This window comes from Colwellia sp. (assembly GCF_013214175.1).
GTDB lineage: Bacteria > Pseudomonadota > Gammaproteobacteria > Enterobacterales > Alteromonadaceae > Colwellia.
In genome coordinates, this window is the sequence record NZ_JABSPA010000002.1 from 217,181 (window position 1) to 239,897 (window position 22,717).

The window sequence follows — 22,717 nt, forward strand, 5'->3', positions numbered from 1 at the left end:
ACCCACTAAGCTAAGTAACTAAAAGATAATTTCAGTTACTTAGTTAAACCACAACCTTTCAAGATAATGCTGGTAAGTGATGCAACGACTTCATCAAAATCATCATCGTTCATCGCCTCTTTACCAAAGCCAGCCAATACTTGCACATTAAAATCTGCATAATGCTGGGTTGAACTCCAAATAAGAAATAACAAATGATATGGGTTAATGGCGTCTATTTGGCCTTGTTCAATCCAGGTCTCTATTACGGAAATCTTTTCATCTAACCATTGCTTAAATTCTGTATGTAAATAGTCTTTAAGAATAGGCGCTCCGTGAATAACTTCACTGGCAAAGATTTTAGAGCCATCAGGATCATGTTTAGCATGCATGATTTTCTCATGAATATAAGCAGTAAGAATCGTTTTCGGGTCATCATCAACACTTAAGGTATCAAAGCTAGTATTCCAGCTGACAATAATCTCGGTAAGCAATTGCTGATAAAGGTCAGTTTTATCATTGAAATAATAATGAATGTTTGCTCTGGGAATATTGGCTCGTTCGGCAATGCGTTTAATAGATGCGCCTTTAAAACCGTGAGTAACAAACTCTGTTTTGGCTGCAGTTAAAATAAGCGCGACGTTCTTTTGACGAACTTGTCCGACAGACTCTTTTTTTACCGGCACAGATACCTCATAACTTCATTTATAGTAGAGGAAATAACTTTATAACAAGTTGCAATCGACAGCCATAGCTTTCTTGTAAATGGAATGATTAATTTTTATAAATTGCTCTAGATCATGGTTGGGGCATCGCTGTAGTAGAAAGTATGCAGTAAATGTTAGTAAAAGCTAGAAAGCCAAAAGCAAGATGACTTAGTGGTGAAGTCATCTTGCTTTTCATTGCTGGTCAAGTGTTGAGCTATTAATATTAATGCGCTGCTTTTACTTCCAGACGTCTTTTGTGTAATAACGGCTCGGTATAACCGCTGGGTTGCTTTCTACCTTGAAAGATTAAATCAGTCGCGGCTTTAAAAGCAATACAGTGGTCAAAGTTAGTTGCCATTGGGCTGTAGCCAGCATCACTAGCGTTTTGCTCATCAACAATAACAGCCATGCGTTTCAGTGATTCATTTACTTGTGATTCAGTAATAATGCCATGGTGCAGCCAGTTGCAGACATGTTGACTAGAAATTCTTAAGGTAGCTCTATCTTCCATACGAGCAACGTTATCAATATCAGGTACTTTAGAACAGCCAACACCTTGGTTTACCCAACGACCAACATAACCTAGTAGACCTTGAATGTTATTGTCTAATTCTTTCTGGATCTCTTCAGCTGATAATTGTTCACGGTTCTTTAATAAAGGAATGGTTAACAAATCAGTTAAATCATCAGTATGGCCCGGCTTGGCAAATTCAGCTTGCATAGCAAATTGTATTTCTTGAACATTGACCTTGTGATAATGCATTACATGTAAAGTAGCAGCAGTTGGCGATGGCACCCAGGCACAGTTAGCACCTGATTGTGGATGGGCGATTTTGCTCTGCACCATATTCGCCATTTCATCAGGAATAGCCCACATGCCTTTACCAATTTGCGCTTTACCTTGCAGTCCGGCTTTTAAACCAATGCGAACATTTCTGTTTTCGTAAGCTTCAATCCAAGGCTCATGTTTCATTAATTCTTTTTGTGTAACCGGACCCGCTAACATACTGGTATGTATTTCATCACCAGTACGATCTAAAAAGCCAGTATTGATGAAAGCAAGGCGGGCTTGGGCGGCGCGGATACACTCTTTTAAGTTAGCAGAGGTACGACGTTCTTCATCCATAATACCCATTTTAATGGTATTTTCTTCTAAACCTAATACACGTTCGACCGCGCTGAATAAATCGTGACTAAAAGCTACTTCTTCTGGGCCATGCATTTTAGGTTTTACAATATAAATGCTGCCTGCTTTAGAGTTGGTAAACTTAGAGTTACCTTGTAGGTCGTGCAAAGATATTAAGCTGGTAATTAAACCATCAACAATACCTTCTGGAACATTCTCATCATTTTCGTTAACAATTGCATCAGTCGTCATTAAATGGCCGACGTTACGGATAAATTGTAAACTTCTGCCTGGAAGAGTAAAGGCTTCTTTAGTCGGAGATAAATAGCTACGATCGCCATTCAATGTACGGGTAATGGTTTTATCACCTTTTTGAATACTCTCTGCAAGGTCACCTTTCATTAAACCTAACCAGTTGCGATATACCAAAGTTTTATCCATTGGATCAACGGCGGCAATAGAGTCTTCACAATCTTGGATAGTACTTAACGCAGACTCTAATACCACATCTTTAACAGAAGCAGCATCAGTTTTACCAACGATATGGTCTTTATCTATCTGAATTTCAATATGTAAACCGTTATGGCGACATAATAATGCAGTCGGGTATAACGTAGAGCCAGTGTAGCCAACAAATTGTGTAGCATCTTTTAGTTGAACTTTTTCACCTGATAATAGGGTGACAGTAAAGGTCTTGTTCTCAATATGGTAACGAACCGCATTGATATGACTACCACTGCTTAGTGGCAGGGATTCATCAAGGAATCTACGGGCGTAAGATTGAACTCTACGGCCACGAGCAGGATTATATTGTTTAGTTGCTTTAGCACCGTTATCGTCGCCGATAACATCAGTGCCATATAAAGCATCATACAAACTTCCCCAGCGAGCATTGGCTGCATTGAGAGAAAATCTAGCATTCATCAAGGGTACAACGAGTTGAGGGCCCGCAATGCGGGCAACCTCGTCGTCGACATTCTTGGTTGAGATAGTGAAATCAGCTTGTTCTTCTACCAAATAACCTATCTCTTTTAAAAACAACTCATAGCTCGGTTGATTAAAAGGTTGGTTGGCAGGATCCGTATGCCATGTATCAATTTGCGCTTGTAAACTCGCGCGCTTTGTCAATAACTGTTGATTACGCGGGGTAAACTCAGTTAAAACGTCGGCAACAGAATCCCAAAAGTGATCGGCAGTAATACTAATACCCGGTAACACTTCATTATTTACTAAATTAAATAAACAGCCTGCAACTTTATAACCATGCTTGATTGTTTTTTGCTTCATTTCTTATCCTTTTTCTTTATCTTTCATTTGGCTCAATACCAATTCAAATAATGTTCTTTAAGCTTATTTGATTTGGTTTAACCAAAGTGACAAGATTAAGCGCTCTTCGTCAGTCATTTTGGTTTTATTCATAAAGGGCATATCTTTGCTGTCGATTACACGCGCTTTGATTCTTGGTGCCCATTGCTCAATTGAAGCTGCATCAGTAAAGAGCACACCACCTTGAGCTGTTTGGAAGATATCATCGGTGTTATTTTCGCTATGACAAGCACTACAACGTTGTTCAACAATTGTTTGCACATCAGCGATAGTCACTTTTTGTGCTAGTTGCTCTGGAGTTGCTTCAAGTTTTGCAGGTGCAATAGCATAAGCTAAAGCAATTGTTGCAACAATTGAACCAACTATAAGCATAGGCTTGTTTCTACCAAAGTGACGTTGTACGAAATACTCTCTGATCGCAGCACCAATTAAGATAAGTGCTATTAATACAATCCAACCAGCATTGTGGTTATATGTCATTGGGTAGTGATTAGAAATCATGATGAAAATTACCGGTAAGGTAATGTAAGTATTATGGGTAGAACGTAACTTAGCATTTAAACCATATTTTGAATCAGGCTTACTTCCGTCTTCAACGGCTTTAACTAGTGCACGTTGTGAAGGCATGATACCGAAAAATACGTTGCCAGCCATGATTGTACCCATAACAGCACCCATATGCATGTAAGCACCACGTGGGCTAAATACTTGCATTAAGCCGTAAGATAACGCTGTACCAAGTGCTAATAAGATAATACCTAGAATTAAACCGTGATCTTTAAGTTTAGTACGAACTAGCACTTCATAAGCACCAACACCAACAATAATAGTACCTAGACCGTATGCAATTGCTTGCATTTGAGTCATATCAGAACCCGTTGGGATCAGGTAAGTTTCAGCACCAACATAAAACATTAGTACTAATAAGAAGAAACCTGTAATCCAAGTTGTGTATGCTTCCCACTTAAACCAATGTAAAAGTGTTGGCATTTTTTCTGGAGCGAGTTTGTATTTAGCGACTTCGTAAAAACCACCTCCATGGATAGCCCAAAGGTCACCTGAAATACCTTTTTCTGCTTTCCAATCCGGTGGCGTTTCTAAATGGTTATCTAACCAAACAAAATAAAATGAAGCACCAATCCAGGCGATACCTGTAACAACATGTGCAAAGCGAATGGCTAAGTTTAGCCAATCTGTAATATACGGGTCCATAGTCTTTCCTTTTGTACGCCTACTCGAAGTCGACGTTTTATAATTTTATGATTAACTAAATTTTTATCTAAATAGCTTTACTCAATAGCGTGTTGAATAACTCTTTTCTCTTAAGCGATGTTGCCTTAGACCCAGCTAGGCAACTTTCTGTTATATGTAGTACTGGTATTTTTATTAGCTTCTTCGCCTGTAGTAAGTGAAGCGCTTTAATTTACCTTAGTGAATTAAATGCGTTCTCCCATGATATGGGTGGCTTTAACGTGCCTATCATCACCTAATATACTTAAGGCAAATAGTTTTTCTGTTAAGGTTTTACAGCGGGCAATACGTCTTGCCATTAGCGGTGTCGCTTGGTAATCAAGTACGATAAAGTCAGCTTCAGCACCTTTAGTAAAGTTACCAATAGTACCTTCTAAATCTAAAGCAACCGCGCCACCTAAAGTCGCTAGGTAGAATGATTTAAACGGGCTTAATTTATCGCCACGTAACTGTTGAGTTTTATAAGCTTCATTTAATGTCGTTAACATTGAGAAGCTCGTACCTGCGCCGATATCAGTACCTAAACCTACATTTACATCGAATTCCTCAGCTTGTTTTAAATTAAAACAACCGCTGCCTAAAAATAGGTTTGAAGTAGGGCAGAAGGCAATAGCTGAATTGGTATCACTTAAACGCTGACATTCATGGTCATGTAAATGTACACCGTGAGCAAAAACACTACGACGACCTAATAAGCTGCTTTTGTCGTAAACATCTAGGTAACCGTCACTGTCTGGGAATAACTCACTTACCCAAGCAATTTCGTCTTTGTTTTCTGAAAGGTGAGTGTGCAGGTAAACATCAGGGAATTCTTTTAATAATTCACCGGCTTTGTTTAATTGCTCAGTTGAACAAGTAGGTGCAAAACGAGGGGTAACCGCATAAAGTAAACGGTCGGTGTTATGCCACTTTTCAATTAATGCTTTGCTGTCTACGTAGCCTGACTCTGTGGTATCTTGTAAGTCATCAGGGCAGTTTTGGTTCATCAAAACTTTACCACAAATCATACGTAATTTTTTCTGTTGAGCAATAGTGAAGAAGGCTTCAACAGACTCTTTATGTACTGTACCGAAAACTAAGGCCGTAGTAGTACCAGCATCTAATAGTTGTGTTAAGAAAAATTCAGCAACACGTTTACCGTGTTCAATATCAGCGAATTGTTTTTCTTCTGGGAAGGTGTAGTTTTCTAACCACTCAAGTAATTGCGCACCGTAAGAAGCAATCATCTCAGCTTGTGGATAATGTACATGAGTATCAATAAAGCCAGGCATGATTAGGCCATTGTCATATTGAGTAACCTTAATATCTGCTGAGAGTGTTGCTAGTAATTCCTGCGCATTACCTACCGCTTCAACTAAGCCATTTTTGATGACTAAAAGTCCATCTTCAAAATATTGGTAACTATCTTCTTCAGATACTTTCGCCGGGTCGGCTAAAAAATGCAGTATCTCACCGCGGTACGCTTTGGTACCTGTGTTAGTTGAAGAACTGTTTGAAATATTATTAGACATATTGGTAAACCTATTACTTATTTTATTGCTATCTATTTGTGCTGCTATTTATACTAGCTGCACTAAATTAATTTATTTTTTATAATCCGATTCATCAAGGTGAATCAAATTATTGATTATCCTGCTAGCGTGATAACGATTGAACCGTCGAGTTTTTCAACATCGCAGTTATCGCCTTCACCGCCACGGTCAACAACTAAAAAGTTGCTAACTTCATTCAACGCTAAACAGAAATGGTGCCAAGTACCTTTATGGTAGTTAACGCCTTGCTCTGCTGTCGCTAGAAATACTTCAATTTTTGAAGTATCAAGCTCGCCTTTGGGGGCAACAACAACTACATAGGGTTGCTTGCCCGTAGGAATAAATGCTTGGCTGCCTAAAGGATGGCGTTCCATCATTTCGACAGGTAAAGGAAAAGCCAGCGGGGTGGAACGAAAAATATTAATCAAGGTTTTACCCTCTTGCTCAGCAACATCAACGTCAGCAAGATTATGATAACGCATGGTGTGGCCATCATTAATGGCGAAATGTTCAGCACTTTCGGACACTGAAATAACATCCCCGTAAGCTGAGAATTTCTCTGCCGTTAGCTCTTGGGGTACAACATTAATGATTTTACTGGTCATCTTAATCTCTCTGTTAACGGTTAATATTTTTCTACTGTCTTGAAACTGTTGCTATCTACTAGTTAAGTGCTACTTAGCTATTACTAAAAAGCAGATTATTGATACTGAGCGATTAGCTACCACGGTAAGTAGAGTAGCCATATGCTGTTAGCAATAATGGAATATGGTAATGAGTACCGCTGGCATCAATTTCAAAAACGATATCAACGTATGGGTAAAACCCTTCTTCTTTGTTCGCGGCAAAATATTGTGCCGTGGCAAAATGCATACGGTAAACACCTGCTGGTAATTTTTCATCATCAGCTAATAAACCGGGTAAACGACCATCAGTATTAGTAACTCCGCCGTTTATCTCTTTCCAGCCTTCGCCGTCTTGAGCAAACAACGTAATTGGAACATTTTGCGCAGGTAAACCACGGGTTGTATCTAATATGTGAGTAGTAATTTGACTCATATTCTTTCCTTAAAATTTATCTTAACTGGTGTTGGGGGCTAGCTTTCAGCTAATGCTTTATCAATGCGCAGTTGGAAGATTTTTCTTTGCTCTTCAGCAGCATTAACAAGCTCTTGCGCTCGGCTGTTTGGTAAACGAGCTTGCAATAAATCAGACATTTGTTGAGCACTTTTACCCGTTGCACAAACAATAAAGATAAAGCCGAATTTTGCTTCGTAATCGCTGTTACCTTGAGAAAGAACTTCCAGCACAGTGTCGTTAGCTTCTTTTACTAATCCTTGCTCGTTACCGGCTAATTCTTTGGTATTGGCATACTTAGCACGTAGGCTACTAACATCACCAATCTTTGGATGACCTTCAAAGGCTTCAAAATAATCCTGTTCAGTTAAACCTAACCAAGCATCATCAGCAGCTTTTTTTATAGCCTGCGTATTAGCAAATGGACGAGCTACCACCATGTTGTTTACCCAAGTACTTGAAGTACAACATTGCATAAACGTATGGTTAGCATCAGCTGCTGGTAATTGGTTTAAATCTTCTAATAACATCATGTTTCCTTAAATCTTTACTGCAAATTAGCAGCGGCATTTAGTCAATGCCGTTGCTAATCGTGTTAACTAACCTTGGCGGTTACCAAAAACACGCATACGAGAAATACCACCATCAGGGAAGATACTTAAACGTACATGAGTGAAAGGCTGATCTTTTTCAACAACGATTTCTTTAGTGAATAAGTGTTCACGATGAGCATATAACTTAGTACTTGGAATAATTGTCGACCAAGTTACGCTGGCTGCGCCTTTAGTGAAGTCATCGCTATCGCTGATACAACCTTCAAGCATAAAGGTATCAGGGAAATTACCTTTAAAGTGACAAGTATCAATGATGACTTTGTTAACACTACCGGTAGCGGCAAGTTTAATAATTGACCAATCTGGACCTGGATCACGACGACGTTTAGTTTCCCAACCATCACCCATGTTGGCGCCACGGCCAGGCATGATTAGGTTGTTTTTGTCTGAGAAAAACATATCAGAAACTAATAATGCTTTTGCACCGTTTTTAATCGAAGCTAGGTCGATTAGTTCACCGTCTACAAAATCATTCCAGTTTACATCTGCTTCTCCGTAAACGCGGAAACGAGCAATACCACCGTCAGGGAACATAGTTAAACGAACATGGGTATAAGCCGTGTCGTCTGAGATTTCAAAAAGGTTTTGGCTATGAGCTTTAACGTCAGTAGCTTCAAAAATAGTTTGCCAAACAGTATCTTCATTTGGTTGAACTTCACTTACACAAGCTTCTACAGATACTTTCTCTGGCGCGTTACCACGGAAATAGTTGGTATCAATATCAAAAGCTCGGATAACACCACTGATGCCTAAACGGATAATACACCAATCAGAGTCACGACCATTGTTACGACCGTAACTTCTGCGTGATTCCCAACCGTCCATCCATTTACCACGTTCAGTAAATTTCTCTTCGATGAAAATACCACGGCCAACTTTTAATAAGTTTTCCATTTCAGAAAAGAAATCATCACTACATGAAAGCGTTTCGCCACCAACTTTTTCGCTGGCTAAATCAACATAATGTGTTTTTAGTTTTTGCTCTAGCACTGCATCTTCGGCAGATAATTTATTTTGTGCTAACCAATCTTCAATTATTTCCATTACTTCATCTCCTGTTAACGCTACGTTAGCTGAGCCTATTCGGCTGAGTTAACGTGCGTGAGTTATCTTCTATTTTTTTGTTTTTAATGCCTGCTAATAACGCGCGGGTAAGTCTAACTATTGACCTTCGTACCTTGTGATACGAACAACCGCTTACAGCTGACCTTTAAGTAGCGGTCGGCCTACTGGCGTGTTAATGAATTCATCTTGTTGATACACATGATGGCCACGGACAAACGTATGGTTTACTTGACCCTGCACCTTACGACCCGCATAAGGGGTAATGTTGTGTTTGTGTTTGATCATTTCAGTGGTAATGGTGTATTCAACAGTTGGATCAAATACACAGAAATCAGCATGATTTCCTATTTTAATCGCGCCTTTAATACCATCTAAGCCAGCAAACTTAGCTGTTTCAGTAGACATCAAACGTGCTAGATCCACTAGGGTAAAACCACGGTCTTTGGCTTCAGTCCAAATTAACGATAAACCAAATTGCAGTGCTGAAATACCACCCCAGGCTTTTTCAATATCGCCAGTATCAATATGTTTTAATTCCGGTGTACAAGGCGAGTGATCAGAAACGATAAAGTCTAAGCGGCCATCTTTAACGGCTTGCCATAAGTGTTCACGGTTTTTGTTTTCACGGATTGGCGGACAACATTTGAATAGCGTTTTACCATCAGGAATATTTTCAGAGGCAATGGTTAAATAATGAGGACAAGTTTCAGCAGTAAAACGTAAACCTTCTGCTTTGGCTTGTGCAATAGTGCTCAATGCTTCATCAGAGGATAAGTGCACGATATGAACTTTACAGTTATCACCGGCAGCTTTAGATTCACGAGCCATATCAACCATTAACGAGATAGCATCGTTTTCCCAACTCTTTGGTCGTGATGCTAAGAACGAGTTGTATTCTTTGGTGATTTCAACATCATCAAAATGGCCACAATCAAGCTCTGCGTGGATCAAGTAAGGCACATCATGTTTGGCTAAAATAGGCATAGCGGCACGCATATCTTTCGCTGTAACAGGCGGAAACTCTTCGATACCTGAATCAATCAAAAAAGACTTAACGCCCAAAACACCAGCATCAAGTAAATCATCTAAATCATCAATATTGTGTGGCACGACACCACCCCAAAAACCACAATCAACCCAAAGTTTATCGTGCACAGAGTCGAGTTTTTCTTGAAAAGCGGCTTTGGTCGTTGTCACTGGAATACAGTTTAACGGCATATCAACTAAAGCAGTGATACCACCCGCAGCAGCTGCTTGGGTTGCGGTATTAAAACCTTCCCATTCAGTACGGCCTGGTTCGTTAATATGCACATGTGAATCAACTAGACCTGGCATGATAACTTGTTCGCCAAAGTCTTTAACTTCGCAGCTTAGCGCTTCGCCGTGACTATGAATGGCAATGATTACTTCATCTTTAACTTCAATACAAGCAGCTTGCATTTTTCCTGCAATCACTACTTGGGTACTTTGTAGAGCAAAATGGGTCACCTTGCTACTCCTCTAAATTGATAAACCTGAACGTTTTAAATGTGTTTTAAAAAATGAGCCTGACTCGGTTTAATTAACTTTATTGGTAATAACGCTTTGTTAAACCGAGTTCAGGTCAGTAAATATGTGCGAGCATATTTTTTATTTAAACTTCTACTTGAGCTAACTTATGAGTTTGTTAGCTCACTTCTTCGTTGACTAAGCTTTTTAACTCTTGCCAAGCAATACCGCGTTTTGAGCTTTTTGGCTTGGCATTTTTTTGTTTATTGGCGCTTGGGTTGGCTATGGCATTGGCAGCCAATTGTGCTTGATAAAGCTGAATGATTTCACCAGCAACCGACACGGCAACTTCCATCGGTAATTTGCCTTGTACTTGTGCTAAACCAATAGGGCAATTCATTTTATCAACTAAACTTTTTTCAATATCGCGGTGTTGGAACCTTTGTTGAAAACGACGCCATTTGGTATCCGAAGCAATTAAGCCTGAATAGGCAAAATCAGCGCGCTTCAAAATATTATGACTAATTTCAAAATCAAGCTGGTGATTATGTGTCATCACTATGTAGTAGCTGTTTGCCGGCATAGCAGCCACTTCTTCAGCAGGCTCTTCGCTAACTATCGCAGTGACATTTGAATAACTGTCGATATCATCAGGAAATTGTTCAGCGCGGTTATCAACCCAAGTTATGCTACAAGGTAAACCCGCTAGAATAGGGATTAGTGCTTTACCAACATGGCCAGCACCAAATAATATGATGTTGGCACCACTAGCGCTAAAACACTCAAATAATACGCTGGCATCACCACCGCAACATTGACCTAATTGTGCACCTAGCTGGAAATGCTCAAGTTGTTGACAAGCTTCGCCGCTAGTTAACAACTGATGAGCACGTTTAATCACCTTATGTTCAAGATGACCACCACCAATAGTGTCAAAAATATCTTCATTGGTTATCACCATTTTGGTACCACTATTACGTGGCGTTGAACCGGTTACACCGACAATTGTGGCAACAACATAGGCTTTGCCTTGTTTGTTTAGTTGGTGAACTGCACCGGTCCAATTTAACTTCATGATGATATTCCTACCTATTGAGGGCGAATTACTTCGCCGTACCCGCTGTGGTTGATGCTTTAACTGCTTCAACAGCAAATAACACACGTTCAGGTGTAGCAGGTGTGTCTAGCTTAGGACTAACTTTGTAGTCAGCGACACTAGCAATAGCATCTTTCAATGCAGACCAAACAGCTATACCTAACATAAACGGAGGCTCACCAACTGCTTTCGAATTGTAAATAGTACGCTCTGGATTTGGAGCATTTGGTACTAAGGCTACGCGGAAGTCTTCAGGGGCATCATTGATAGCTGGGATCTTGTATGTTGCTGGATTGTTTGAAAGTAAACGACCTTGTTCATTCCATACTAGCTCTTCAGTAGTTAACCAACCCATGCCCTGAACAAAAGCACCTTCGATTTGACCGATATCAATCGCTGGATTAATTGAAGCACCAACATCTTGTAAGATATCAGTACGGGTAACTTTGTACTCACCTGTTAAGGTATCTATGATTACTTCAGAAACACAAGCACCTGTGGCGAAGTAGTAGAATGGACGTCCTTTACCAGCAGCACGGTCATAGTGAATCTTAGGTGTTTTGTAGAATCCTGTAGAAGATAATGAAACACGATTCATGTAAGCAATTTGAGAGAACTCAGCAAAACTAAAGGTTTGCTCACCAACAATAACATTGTTGTTTTCAAATTGAACTTGTCCAGCTTCAACGTCATATTTCTCACAAGCAAAGTCTATTAAACGTTGTTTGATGGTTTTAGCAGCCGCTTCAGCTGCTTTACCATTTAAGTCGGTACCTGAAGAGGCAGCTGTAGGAGATGAGTTTGGTACTTTATCAGTACGAGCAGCAGAACAAGCAACAGTATCAACATCAACTTGGAATTCTTCAGCAACAATTTGCGCTACTTTAGTATTCAAGCCTTGACCCATCTCACTACCACCGTGGCTTAAGTGAATTGTGCCATCAGTGTAAACATGAACGAGTGCACCAGCTTGGTTTAAATGCTGAACAGTAAAAGAAATACCAAATTTAACCGGTGTTAAGGCAATACCTTTTTTCAGTATGCTGCTATTAGCATTATATTCAGTGATTGCTTGACGACGTGCTTGGTAATCTGAACTTTCTTCTAATGAGTCAATAATTTCGCTTAAGTTGTTATGTTCAACTGTCTGATCATAATGGGTAACGTTTCGTTCATCTTTACCGTATAAGTTAATTTTACGGATTTCTAATGGATCTTTACCTAGATGACGAGCAATTTCATCCATGATTAATTCGATAGTCATCATACCTTGAGGACCACCAAAACCACGGTAAGCGGTATGAGAAACAGTGTTTAGTTTACAACGGTTACCGGTAATAGTTGCTTGGTCTAAGTAGTAAGCATTATCTGAGTGGAACATTGCCCGATCAACAATCGCATCAGATAAATCTGGTGAGTAACCACAGTTACCATTTACTTCGATGTTGACGCCTTTGATTTGACCTTTTTCGTCAAAACCAACGGTGTAGTTGTTTTCAAATGGGTGACGTTTACCTGTCATTACCATATCGTCTAAACGAGCTAACTTAAACTTAACAGGTCGTTTTGTTTCATTAGCAAGTAAAGCGGCAATACATGCCCACGGTGCAGCTTGGGTTTCTTTACCACCGAAACCACCACCCATACGGCGCATATCCACTAAAACTTTGTTTAGTGGAATATCAAGTACTTCAGCTACTAACTTTTGTACTTCACTTGGATGTTGTGAAGAGGTGTAAATGTTCATGCCACCATCTTCAGTAGGCTCTGCCGTTGAAACTTGGCCTTCAAGATACATATGCTCTTGACCACCAACTTTGATTTCACCAGATAATTGATGCTCGGCAGCTGCAATAGCTGAGTCTGAATCGCCACGTTTCAAACTATGTGGAGGACGAACAAAGTTTTTCTTAGCTAAAGCGTCTTTCACTGTAAGTACAGCTTCAAGTTCTTCATACTCAATTTTTGCAAGTTTAACGGCTTTACGCGCAAGGTCGAAACTTGTTGCTGCAACGGCGAAAAGCGGTTGACCAACAAACTCTACTTTACCAATAGCTAATACTGGGTCACCTGGGAATACCGGACCGATATCAGTATGACCTGGTACATCTTCAACGGTAATTACTTTTACAACACCTTCTGCAGCTTTAACTGCAGATAAGTCCATTGAAATGATGTTAGCGTGTGCCATGGTTGATTGACCAACCGCTGCATGTAATTCGCCACGAAGAGAAGGACGGTCATCAACATAAATCGCTGCACCAGCAACTTGTTTGTCAGCACTTTCGTGTTTTTTAGAGCGACCAACGCCACCTAAGCCAATACCAACTTGACCGTTAATAACTGTTTTATCTGTGTTTGTTTGTACTTTATTAGTAACGGCTTTTTTTACATCAATAAGACTACGCATTAGTAATTCACCACTCGTGTTTCAATAACTTCTCTTGTATGGGCACTCTGTAGCTCTAAATAGCACTTTTCAATAAGGTTTTGAGCAACTGTCATACGGTACTTATCAGAAGCTCGTACATCAGTCATAGGTTGGAAGTCAGTTGCTAACGCCGCTTTTGCTAGCGCTACGGATTCTTTTGTTAAATCTTTGCCTAATAATGCAGCTTCTGCTGCTGGACCACGTTTAGGGATTGCAGCCATGCCGCCGAATGCTAAACGTACCTTAGTAATTTTTTGACCATCTTGCTCGATGAAAAACGCTGCTAATACCGCAGAAATATCATCATCTAAACGTTTAGAGATCTTGTAAAGTTTAAGTGTTTGACCCGCAACAGGCTTAGGAATTTGAATTGATTTGATAAATTCAGAAGTTTGCAGAACAGTCTTTTTGTAATCAACAAAATAGTCTTCAACTAAAATTGTACGCTCCACGCCGTTAAGGTGTAGTGTCATTGTTGCGCCAAGAGCGATAAGTGCAGGAGGCATATCACCGATAGGTGAAGCATTACCTACGTTACCGCCTAAAGTACCAGTGTTACGTACTTGCTTTGCACCAATACGTTCGATCATGTCACCTAAGTCAGGGTAGTAATGGTGTAAAGTATCGATAAACTCGCTGTAAGGTACTGCTGAACCGATAACGATTTCAGTATCAGTTTCTTCAAGGGTAGTTAATTCTGCAACATTACCAATATAAACAAGCTTTTTAACAACGGCTAAGTTTTGCGTAACTGAAAGTGCTAAATCGGTACCACCAGCAAGTAACGTTGATTTAGGCTCTCTGACTAGTTCAGTCGCTAACTCATCAATGTTTTGAGGAGCAAGATAAGTATTACCATTGCCATTTAATGTTGGTGTTGGTAATTTTGTGAATTCGTTAAGCGTAGCAAGTGTGTCTTGGTAGTGCTTAGCAAAAGAATCATCATCAGTATTTTCGCTTGAAGTGATAGCTGCATCAATAATAGAACGGTAGCCAGTACAACGACATAAGTTACCCGCTAAAGCTTCAAGAACTTCATCACGATTTGGGTTTTGATTATGTTTGTGTAAAGCAAAAGAAGACATTACAAAACCAGGGGTACAGAAACCACATTGTGTACCATGGTTGTCTACAATAGTTTGTTGAGCGTGATGTAACTTAGCGCCGTCTTTCAAATCTTCAACTGTAATTAGTTGCTTACCGTGTAAGTTACCAACAAAAGTAATACAAGCATTAACTGCTTTGTAGTTAAGTTGTTTGCTGTTTTCAGCATCTAGCTCAGCTAGTACTACGGTACAAGCACCACAGTCACCTGAAGCACAACCTTCTTTTGTGCCAGATTTAAATTGTTGCTCACGTAAGTATTGTAAAACAGTCGTATTAGGATCTAAGTTTTCAATCTCTACAACATCGTTGTTCAACAGGAATTTTATTGTATTTGCTACCATTATTCTTTCCGCTTTAATTTTGATTTTTTATGTCGATTTGAATATTCGTATGGATTTACTATAGCAGAATGGATAGTTGACACAAGTGTCAGGATTGAGTTTTTGTTACTTTAGCTTTTCATCAGATGAATTAACGTGCGTGTTTTACTTTTGAAATAGGCCGATAAATCAGTCGTTTTATCATAATCAATTCCTTGAAAAACAGTCGCTTCGAGTGATCTAATTAAGATGTTGTTTTTGTTTTGATAAGGTAATTATGGGGACGGCTACTTTTTGACGAAAGTTTCATAATGTGAAATTAAGTAAGATATAACATAGCTTTATATATATTCAGTGCTACTTAATAAAAATATTTTTTCTAGGATTTTTCTATTTTGAACAATAACTAGCTTTTTAATAGGACTTTCGCGGCTGTTTTTTTCATTGTGGTGTACTCAATAAAAAGGAAGACTAAATGAAACTTAATACATGTGTAACGGCGCTCTTTTTATCAGTCACGAGCCAGACACTTTTTGCTGGTGAAAACATTAACGCCATCGAACCTATTATGGCGACCATTCCAGCAGGTAGTTTTGAAATGGGCTCAGTAGCGAGCGAAAACTCGCAACCGCTACATCAAGTTAAGGTCAGTGAATTCAGTATGGGTAAATATGAAGTGACAGTGAATGAGTTTCGTCAGTTTGTAGAAGCCACTAATTACACAGTACCACAAGAATGTCGCCATCAACTCAATGGTTGGTTTAGAGCTTATTCAAAAGGCAACTGGGAAACCAATGCTTTGAACACCAGTGAATTTCAGCCAGTGGTTTGTATTAATTGGCAAGCTGCCAATGCTTATACCAAGTGGTTGGCAAAAGAAACGGGTAAACCGTATCGCTTACCCACCGAGGCTGAGTGGGAATACGCTGCCCGAGCTGGCACTAAAACCGATTACTTTTTTGGTGATGATACCGACCTAACTAAAGTGTGTGACTATGCCAATACTGCCGACTTAACGGGTGAGAACGTTTTACAACGCGATAGTAATACCAGTTATTATAATTGGTCGGGTGATATGTCAAATTGTGATGACCACTCAGCCTATGCCAGCATCGTGGGTATGTACAAAGCTAATCAATTTGGTTTACATGATGTGGTCAGTAACGTCTTAGAAATGCTGGCTGATTGTCGAAGTGAAGATTACAGTAATACTCCGACTGATGGCTCAGCTTATATCGATGAACAATGTGAAAGTCGCTCAACCCGTGGTGGCAGTTGGCACTGGAGTCACTCACCTTTAACACAGCGCGGCAGTATTCCGGAAGATTTTTCTGGTGGTGTTGATGGCTTTAGATTGGCCCTTGATGGCAAAGCGCCTCAATTATCCAAGACCAGTAAGGCCTTTTTGGCAAACTTAACTTTTGCTCAGCAACAAGAACAAAAACGAAGGGATATACAACCTGCTTTCCCTGATGCGGTCAGTAATGTAAAAATGCAACAAGATGATAAAACAGTCACCATCAGTTGGGATAAAAGCAAACAAGAAGATGTAGAAAGCTACCGTGTATATCGCAATGAAGTTACCGGCGGTATGTTCAAATTGTTAGCGACGAATTTAACAACCACTAGTTTTACTGAGCCGAAAATGGGGTTAATGAAGTACGACTATGCTGTGGTTTCGGTGAGTTTTCATCAACAAAGCCACTATAGCGAAGTGTCTACCCAAGCGGGATGGGTTGCTATTCCCGGTCGTGTTGAAGCTGAGTGGGCTGCTGAATCGAGTGATAGCTCGCTGACACGTACTTCAGATGACGATGGCGGTTACAATTTCACCGGTATCGGTGGTATTGGTGCTGAAGCACAATTCACTTATCAAATTGAAGTACCTGAAGCTGGTTTATATAAATTGGCGTATCGGGTAGCTACGCCACGTGATACTAAAGGTTTTGAAGTGTTAGCTAATGATAAAAAAGTGGGCGTTGAGTTAGTGACTGCAACGGGCGGTTATCATGAGTGGCAGACGCAACAGGGCTTAGAAGTTCAATTGCAGAAAGGTAAAAATACAGTGACCTTGAAATCATTAGATAATAACTGGAAGCTGAATTGGTTAACGGTAACTAAGGGTTAATCATTTAAAATCGTACGTATCAAAAGTCTACGGGGAGTTAGCTTTTGGTGCGTATAATTCAAGGTTATAATTATTACTTAATCTAATGAAATAAGATTAAAATTTTACTGTATATTGAATAATGTTATTGTAGTGCTAACCTCAATATATTAGCGATAAAGATAATTAACTAACATTTATCGCTACTTGCTCTCTGTAGCGAAAGACAAGGACTGTCATGATATTTTATGGATTTGAAGCCTCCCACATTCTCATTTTCTTTCTAATCATTTATACAATCTATATATCACTTATTAGTCACTCTAAGGTGCAATATGATAAGGATATACAGAAAAAATTGCGTTTAATGGGCTTTAAGTTAAATCATAAAGTAAGTAAAAACTCATTTACCTTCTTATCGACAATCGCAGCAGCTGTTTTTCAAGATCGTGGCTTAACAGCATCAAATCAGAAATTAAAAAGAGACTGCACCATTTCATGGTTAACCTTTAAAAAGACAGAAGACTTTAGCTACATTATTTTTAATTTGTTAAGAGCTGAAGAGGGGTATTTTGATAACGCTATCGTACTGAGCTTTTATGATTTCAAGAATGATAAAAGTGAATTTAATGACATACTTGAAGCTTTGGACCTCTCAGAATTTATTGAGCTTTATGATAACGGAAAATATATCTCACTAGTGATTGAGCATAATTCAATTGCAGAACAAAGCTTAATAAATATACTTGCGGTCTTGGGTATTAATAATGCTAAATATCCGAGTAAGTCTATTACAGCTGCAACAGAGCATGAACATACTCAAAATAGCATTAAACATTTATTATCTTCTGTTTGGGTACAGGGCTCTTTACTCTTTGTTATATGCTTTTGGTGGGGAAGTTTAGTAACTTACTCGATTCAAACGTTAAGCCTTACACTACCATATGAGGACTTCATTCCTATCTATTGGGAAAATAGCCCAATTGCTTTTAGCTTTTTTTTTACTATACAAATTATCTGCTTGTTTGTGTTTTCTAAAGGTTTGGTAAGGCTAATTAGCGGAAGTGATATAGAAGAAACATCAATTATGAGTAGTTTATACTCAGTGTTAGTCACTTTGGCATTTTTATCACTTAGTTACTTCTCTGATTTTGAGGTTGAAAATAACTTTGTAATGGAAACTGAGCGAGTATTGCTTGCTGCAGAGAAGGACATAGCAAACACTAAAGCAAGTGTTAGTGTTCCTTCAACTAAAATCCCTTTAATTTCCCCAGAAATAATTGAGCTTGCTCATGCTGGGGAGTTTAACGAACTCTCTACTTTACTTGATGGTTATCATCATTTACTCAAGCAAGATATTTCATATGACATGTTACTTTATAAAGCTTATTCATCATTTGCTATCGATGACCCTAATCTATTAAATCGAGTTCAAAACTGGAAAAATCAACAGCCAGAAAATGTGCAAGCCATTATTGCCAGTGCTTTTTATTATTATGGTAAGGCATGGAGAGTAAGAGGAACTAGAAGCTCAAGTTTAACCCCAGAAGAAGATCTTGCTGCAATGAAGGTTTTGCTCTTAAAAAGTCAAAAGCTATTGGAAACTGTCAGTGGTGATGAACGTTTTGATTTGATAGTTAAAGCCAGAATGATTGATATTGCCAGAACACTGGGTGACTATCATGTTGCTAAAGAAATTTTTAAGAATACTTTGCCAAAATTTGAAGGCTCCTATTTATTAAGATATCGTTTTTTAATCGCAGCTCAACCTAGGTGGGGCGGTGATTATAGCACCATAAAGAAGGTGGTTGATGAGGCCCAGCTACATAGTGATAAAAATACTCAGCTAGTTCTGTTAAAGGGCTATTTGTATGAAGAGGCTGGGGATATAGCTGCTATCGATGGAGATCATCAGCAGGCAGGTATCTTTTATAGTAAAGGACTTAAATTTGGCCAAAATGATAAATTATTATGGAAAAAAGGGGAAAGTGAATATCGACAGAAGCACTACACTTCTGCGTTACGCTATTTCAATCAAGCTATAGCTTTAAATAGCAATGATCATGAATATTACTACTGGCGCTCGATTACCCTAAAGCGATTAAAAAAATTCAATGCTGCAAAAGAAGATCAACTCTTGGCCAGTTCATTACAACCAAATAGTAAAAAATATAATGAGAAAACAACAGCCTTAACACAAGTGGTGGGTAATGCGAACTATCGGGAGTATTATGGATTTTCATTATCCGGAGATGTAAAAGATAAAGCGTTATTGATGGGTGATAAAGATTTGAATGAATCAGCGTCTCTTTTATATAAAGAGGCATTAGCGTCAATCAAAAAAAATGATGCTGACTGGGCAGCAGTTAAGTTGATAGAAGCCATTGAAATTGATCCACATCAGATAGAGTTTTATTTGGCATTAGATATGGTATTAGGCCAAACCAAACAATGGAAACCAATTATTAACCACTGGCAAAAATTTATCGCGTTATACCCTAACAATAACAGAGCTCATTTTGAAATTAGTGGGACTTATCACCATAACCAAAACTCAGGAAAATCGCTATATCATCTCGAGAGAGCGGCAGAGCTCGGACACTTGCAAGCGAAAGAAATATATCAAAGCTTAAAGGCGGTTAACGGTGATTATTTTAAAAGTTAAGTGCCAATAACCTTTCTTTATTATCTCGTCGCCAATTGTTGTCAGCATTGTCATTGATGTACTGAGAATAAAAATCGTAATTAACTTGAACACTGGCTTCACTACATAATAGCAGGGCAATATCCAAACTTAGTCGTGTTTCGCCCCCAAGTCGAGCTTGTTCAAAGCTACGTTGAGCATGGTGGTTAAACAGTTCTTCGTCTAACATCGCTTGGGCTAATAAGGCTCTAAGATAAGAGTTTTCGGCATTATCCGTAGTCACATTGGCAATTAACACCTTCGCTTCACTTAGCCGGTTTTGCTTAATGAAATGGCGCATGAGTGCTTTTCGACTAGACTGGGCGACCCAATGATCTGGGGTCAATTTGGTATATTCAAGTACTTGCTTCCAGTGGGGCTCTTTATCTGAAGGTGCTTTAGCATAGATAGCGTAATGAAAGGGTACCTTGGCAAAGTGATAAATAGGCAGCTGATAGCTTTTCATCTTATTTTCGGCTTGTAGCAAATAAAGGTATTTATCATCTGCTTGGTTATGCTTATGTGCCAGTACTGATAAGTAGGTCAGTGCATCTAGTTCGCGCGGGATATCATTAGCCTTGAGCGATAAACTTGCCGATTTTAGTAAACTTTCTTTAATTGCCGGATAGTTATCTTCTTGATGATCAAGCCATGAATGGGCGAACCAAGCATCAGCTTGACGTTTTAAATCACCAATTTTTTCAAAATAACTAATAGCTGTGGTGAGCTTGTGAGAACTTAATTCATAGAGTTCTTTCTGGGTAAGTACTTTACTTTGAAAAAGCAAAGCGTTACCTAGTTGCTGCCAGTTGCCTTGTTGTGCAGAAATTTTGGCTAACTTATCGGCCATGACCATGGCCTTTTCCAGTTCATTCATCATGATATAAACATTGATTAATGCGCCTAGGATGATGAGGTCGTCCGGTGATTTTTGATGGGCGATAGATAAGTTGGCTTGTTTCAGCTCTGGAGCTTGTGCCGTGTTAAGCAAGTCATAAATAACTTGCTGCTGTAAATGTTTTTGCAGTTTTTCAATTACTTCTTTGCTTGAAACGCCGGATAACTGTCCTTGCCAATCGCCAGATGGGCCTTTAACAAGAAAATCGATATAGCTGTGTTGATTGTGGCGACGCATCTGTGCGGTTAATATCAACGGATGTATTTTTGCTAACTCTGGATAGGTTAACTCCAGATTATTATGAAATTCATCAGTGGTAATGTTGTTTAAGGCAGTGAAATCAAAATGTTCATTATCTGCTAGGGTAAAATTATCGCCATCTTGAGCGGACGAAATAGGAATATAAGCAATTTTCTTCAGTGCAACTTTGTTTTCTATTGCAGGCTTATTTTGAAAATTGATAGCAATAATGACAATAAGCATTATTGTGGCCAAGACCGCATATGGCCAATAATCCTTGATTTTGCTATGTGTTTTACTTGGAAAAGTGTTTGCTAAGCTAGTTGGTGATGCAGTCACAGTAGTGACTGATGGCTTTTGTGCAGTGACAGGAGTCGCGGTTGATAGCTCTTCAACGGCTAACTGCCATTGGTAGCCGCGTTTAGCAAAGGTTTTAATGGCGCCATTGCCAAATAAACTTCTTAAATGGCTGATGTTTTGAAATACCGCTTGTTCAGAAACTACTTTATCTTGCCAAACCAGTGATAATATTTCTTCTTTACTGAATACCTTGTCTGTTTGCCCAAGTAATAGTGTGAGTACTTTGGCTTCGTTGTGGCGAATGGCCAATGATTGACCGCTTTGTCTTAGCACTAAACTGTCACTGTCAAATTCAAAGTCTTTAAAGCTATAGCGCATGGTATTAAAAAGCTGCCTAAATAATTGTTTCGTAAACATCTTAACTCATTAGATATTAAAGCGGCAGAGTAATTTGTCTAAATATATTGCCACTTAGACTTTGACAATTTTAGCTTAAAGACTTGTCAGTATTAATTTAACTGGCATGATGTAGTCATTATTTTTACCTTGTTTGTTTTGTCGACGATATAACTTTGTTATCAGGCAAAGCAGGCTGAAGTTAGCGGAGTAATGAATGTTTTCAAGTCGTAATCGCTTAGCCATAATTGTTATGGTTTTTTGCCTAGTGGGCTTAAGCGCTTTTGATGCCATGGCACACGGTGTTGATGAAAGTACCCGGTTGTTTTTACAAAATAATACCGGCGTACAGTTTTTTGCTTTTATGTATATTGGCGCTAAACATATGGTGACCGGTTATGATCATTTGTTGTTTTTAGCTGGTGTCATTTTCTTCTTATATAAGAGCAAAGATATTTTGCTTTATGTCAGTATGTTTACTTTGGGCCATAGCTTAACCTTACTCTTTGGTGTGCTGTCCGACATACAAGTAAATGCCTATATTATCGATGCAATTATTGGCTTGTCGGTTGTTTACAAAGGTTTTGATAACTTAGGCGGCTTTCAACGCACGTTAGGCTTTAGTCCTAATGCTAAAGCAGCGGTACTAATCTTTGGGCTTTTTCATGGCTTTGGCTTAGCGACAAAATTACAAGAGTTTCAACTGCCACAAGATGGCTTATTTGCCAATTTAATTGCCTTTAATTTAGGGGTAGAGTTAGGGCAGTTTGCTGCATTAACTTTTATCTTACTTGTTATAAGTTTTTGGCGAAAACATCCTTCATTTAAGCAATTTGCAACGGCAAGTAATACCTTATTGATGAGCGCAGGCTTTATGCTCATTGGTTTTCAGTTAACCGGTTACTTTACCAGTTAAGTTAGTTAATTATTCAATGAACGCAATCAGTCATTTTAGCGTTCAGACATAAAGAGAA

At 39.0% G+C, this 22,717-nt stretch carries 16 protein-coding genes; 3 read left to right on the forward strand and 13 right to left on the reverse strand.

What is annotated here, in order from left to right; translation table 11 throughout:
* Window positions 1-35: 35 nt before the first annotated feature.
* The 12 genes from HRT55_RS04065 to xdhA form a co-directional block, all read right to left on the reverse strand.
* Window positions 36-665, reverse strand: a complete 630-nt coding sequence (locus HRT55_RS04065; protein WP_291615449.1) for a TetR/AcrR family transcriptional regulator — start codon at window positions 663-665, stop codon at window positions 36-38.
* Window positions 666-909: 244 nt separating this feature from the next.
* On the reverse strand, window positions 910-3,099 hold the full coding sequence (locus HRT55_RS04070) for a malate synthase G (RefSeq protein ID WP_291615450.1): 2,190 nt from the start codon (window positions 3,097-3,099) through the stop codon (window positions 910-912).
* A 63-nt stretch (window positions 3,100-3,162) separates the two neighbouring features.
* Entirely contained in the window at window positions 3,163-4,350 is a 1,188-nt protein-coding gene (locus tag HRT55_RS04075) for a urate hydroxylase PuuD (RefSeq protein WP_291619118.1), read from the reverse strand.
* A gap of 224 nt (window positions 4,351-4,574) precedes the next feature.
* Window positions 4,575-5,900, reverse strand: a complete 1,326-nt coding sequence (gene guaD, locus HRT55_RS04080; protein ID WP_291615453.1) for a guanine deaminase — start codon at window positions 5,898-5,900, stop codon at window positions 4,575-4,577.
* A 116-nt stretch (window positions 5,901-6,016) separates the two neighbouring features.
* On the reverse strand, window positions 6,017-6,526 hold the full coding sequence (locus tag HRT55_RS04085) for an ureidoglycolate lyase (protein WP_291619119.1): 510 nt from the start codon (window positions 6,524-6,526) through the stop codon (window positions 6,017-6,019).
* 112 nt (window positions 6,527-6,638) lie between these two features.
* Window positions 6,639-6,980: a hydroxyisourate hydrolase gene (uraH, locus tag HRT55_RS04090; RefSeq protein WP_291619120.1), complete on the reverse strand. Its 342-nt coding sequence runs from the start codon at window positions 6,978-6,980 to the stop codon at window positions 6,639-6,641.
* Window positions 6,981-7,018: 38 nt separating this feature from the next.
* A complete protein-coding gene (uraD, locus tag HRT55_RS04095) occupies window positions 7,019-7,531 on the reverse strand; it encodes a 2-oxo-4-hydroxy-4-carboxy-5-ureidoimidazoline decarboxylase (protein ID WP_291619121.1) in 513 nt (170 codons plus the stop codon).
* Window positions 7,532-7,597: 66 nt separating this feature from the next.
* Window positions 7,598-8,656: an allantoicase gene (gene alc / locus HRT55_RS04100; RefSeq protein WP_291619122.1), complete on the reverse strand. Its 1,059-nt coding sequence runs from the start codon at window positions 8,654-8,656 to the stop codon at window positions 7,598-7,600.
* 153 nt (window positions 8,657-8,809) lie between these two features.
* On the reverse strand, window positions 8,810-10,165 hold the full coding sequence (allB, locus tag HRT55_RS04105; RefSeq protein ID WP_291619123.1) for an allantoinase AllB: 1,356 nt from the start codon (window positions 10,163-10,165) through the stop codon (window positions 8,810-8,812).
* Between the two features lie 178 nt (window positions 10,166-10,343).
* Window positions 10,344-11,240 carry a xanthine dehydrogenase accessory protein XdhC gene (gene xdhC, locus HRT55_RS04110; protein WP_291619124.1) on the reverse strand — a complete coding sequence of 299 codons (897 nt, stop codon included), beginning with the start codon at window positions 11,238-11,240 and terminating at the stop codon, window positions 10,344-10,346.
* A gap of 28 nt (window positions 11,241-11,268) precedes the next feature.
* Window positions 11,269-13,671, reverse strand: coding sequence for a xanthine dehydrogenase molybdopterin binding subunit (gene xdhB / locus HRT55_RS04115; RefSeq protein ID WP_291619125.1), 2,403 nt, complete (start codon window positions 13,669-13,671; stop codon window positions 11,269-11,271).
* On the reverse strand, window positions 13,671-15,140 hold the full coding sequence (xdhA, locus tag HRT55_RS04120; RefSeq protein ID WP_291619126.1) for a xanthine dehydrogenase small subunit: 1,470 nt from the start codon (window positions 15,138-15,140) through the stop codon (window positions 13,671-13,673). The genes xdhB and xdhA overlap by 1 nt, the downstream gene beginning before the upstream one ends.
* 454 nt (window positions 15,141-15,594) lie before the next feature.
* On the opposite strand from xdhA, the gene HRT55_RS04125 reads away from it, so the two are divergent.
* Both HRT55_RS04125 and HRT55_RS04130 read left to right on the forward strand, forming a co-directional pair.
* The gene (locus tag HRT55_RS04125) at window positions 15,595-17,247 is read left to right on the forward strand and encodes an SUMF1/EgtB/PvdO family nonheme iron enzyme (RefSeq protein ID WP_291619127.1); all 1,653 of its coding nucleotides are present in this window, start codon (window positions 15,595-15,597) and stop codon (window positions 17,245-17,247) included.
* 217 nt (window positions 17,248-17,464) lie between these two features.
* Entirely contained in the window at window positions 17,465-19,891 is a 2,427-nt protein-coding gene (locus HRT55_RS04130; RefSeq protein ID WP_291619128.1) for a DUF4034 domain-containing protein, read from the forward strand.
* Here HRT55_RS04130 and HRT55_RS04135 read toward each other — a convergent pair.
* The gene (locus HRT55_RS04135; RefSeq protein ID WP_291619130.1) at window positions 19,881-21,764 is read right to left on the reverse strand and encodes a winged helix-turn-helix domain-containing protein; all 1,884 of its coding nucleotides are present in this window, start codon (window positions 21,762-21,764) and stop codon (window positions 19,881-19,883) included. The two genes, HRT55_RS04130 and HRT55_RS04135, sit on opposite strands and share 11 nt — an antisense overlap.
* 196 nt (window positions 21,765-21,960) lie before the next feature.
* Between HRT55_RS04135 and HRT55_RS04140 the strand changes: the two genes are divergently transcribed.
* A complete protein-coding gene (locus HRT55_RS04140; RefSeq protein ID WP_291619132.1) occupies window positions 21,961-22,659 on the forward strand; it encodes a HupE/UreJ family protein in 699 nt (232 codons plus the stop codon).
* Window positions 22,660-22,717: the final 58 nt, after the last annotated feature.

Bases quoted from the DNA above. Each gene is read 5' to 3' on its own strand.
- HRT55_RS04140 (WP_291619132.1), top strand. From the start codon at position 21,961: ATGTTTTCAAGTCGTAATCGCTTAGCCATAATTGTTATGGTTTTTTGC.
- HRT55_RS04085 (WP_291619119.1), bottom strand. From the start codon at position 6,526: ATGACCAGTAAAATCATTAATGTTGTACCCCAAGAGCTAACGGCAGAG.
- HRT55_RS04125 (WP_291619127.1), top strand. From the start codon at position 15,595: ATGAAACTTAATACATGTGTAACGGCGCTCTTTTTATCAGTCACGAGC.
- HRT55_RS04135 (WP_291619130.1), bottom strand. From the start codon at position 21,764: ATGTTTACGAAACAATTATTTAGGCAGCTTTTTAATACCATGCGCTAT.
- uraH (WP_291619120.1), bottom strand. From the start codon at position 6,980: ATGAGTCAAATTACTACTCACATATTAGATACAACCCGTGGTTTACCT.
- xdhB (WP_291619125.1), bottom strand. From the start codon at position 13,671: ATGCGTAGTCTTATTGATGTAAAAAAAGCCGTTACTAATAAAGTACAA.
- alc (WP_291619122.1), bottom strand. From the start codon at position 8,656: ATGGAAATAATTGAAGATTGGTTAGCACAAAATAAATTATCTGCCGAA.
- HRT55_RS04070 (WP_291615450.1), bottom strand. From the start codon at position 3,099: ATGAAGCAAAAAACAATCAAGCATGGTTATAAAGTTGCAGGCTGTTTA.
- HRT55_RS04075 (WP_291619118.1), bottom strand. From the start codon at position 4,350: ATGGACCCGTATATTACAGATTGGCTAAACTTAGCCATTCGCTTTGCA.
- uraD (WP_291619121.1), bottom strand. From the start codon at position 7,531: ATGATGTTATTAGAAGATTTAAACCAATTACCAGCAGCTGATGCTAAC.
- xdhC (WP_291619124.1), bottom strand. From the start codon at position 11,240: ATGAAGTTAAATTGGACCGGTGCAGTTCACCAACTAAACAAACAAGGC.
- xdhA (WP_291619126.1), bottom strand. From the start codon at position 15,140: ATGGTAGCAAATACAATAAAATTCCTGTTGAACAACGATGTTGTAGAG.
- guaD (WP_291615453.1), bottom strand. From the start codon at position 5,900: ATGTCTAATAATATTTCAAACAGTTCTTCAACTAACACAGGTACCAAA.
- HRT55_RS04130 (WP_291619128.1), top strand. From the start codon at position 17,465: ATGATATTTTATGGATTTGAAGCCTCCCACATTCTCATTTTCTTTCTA.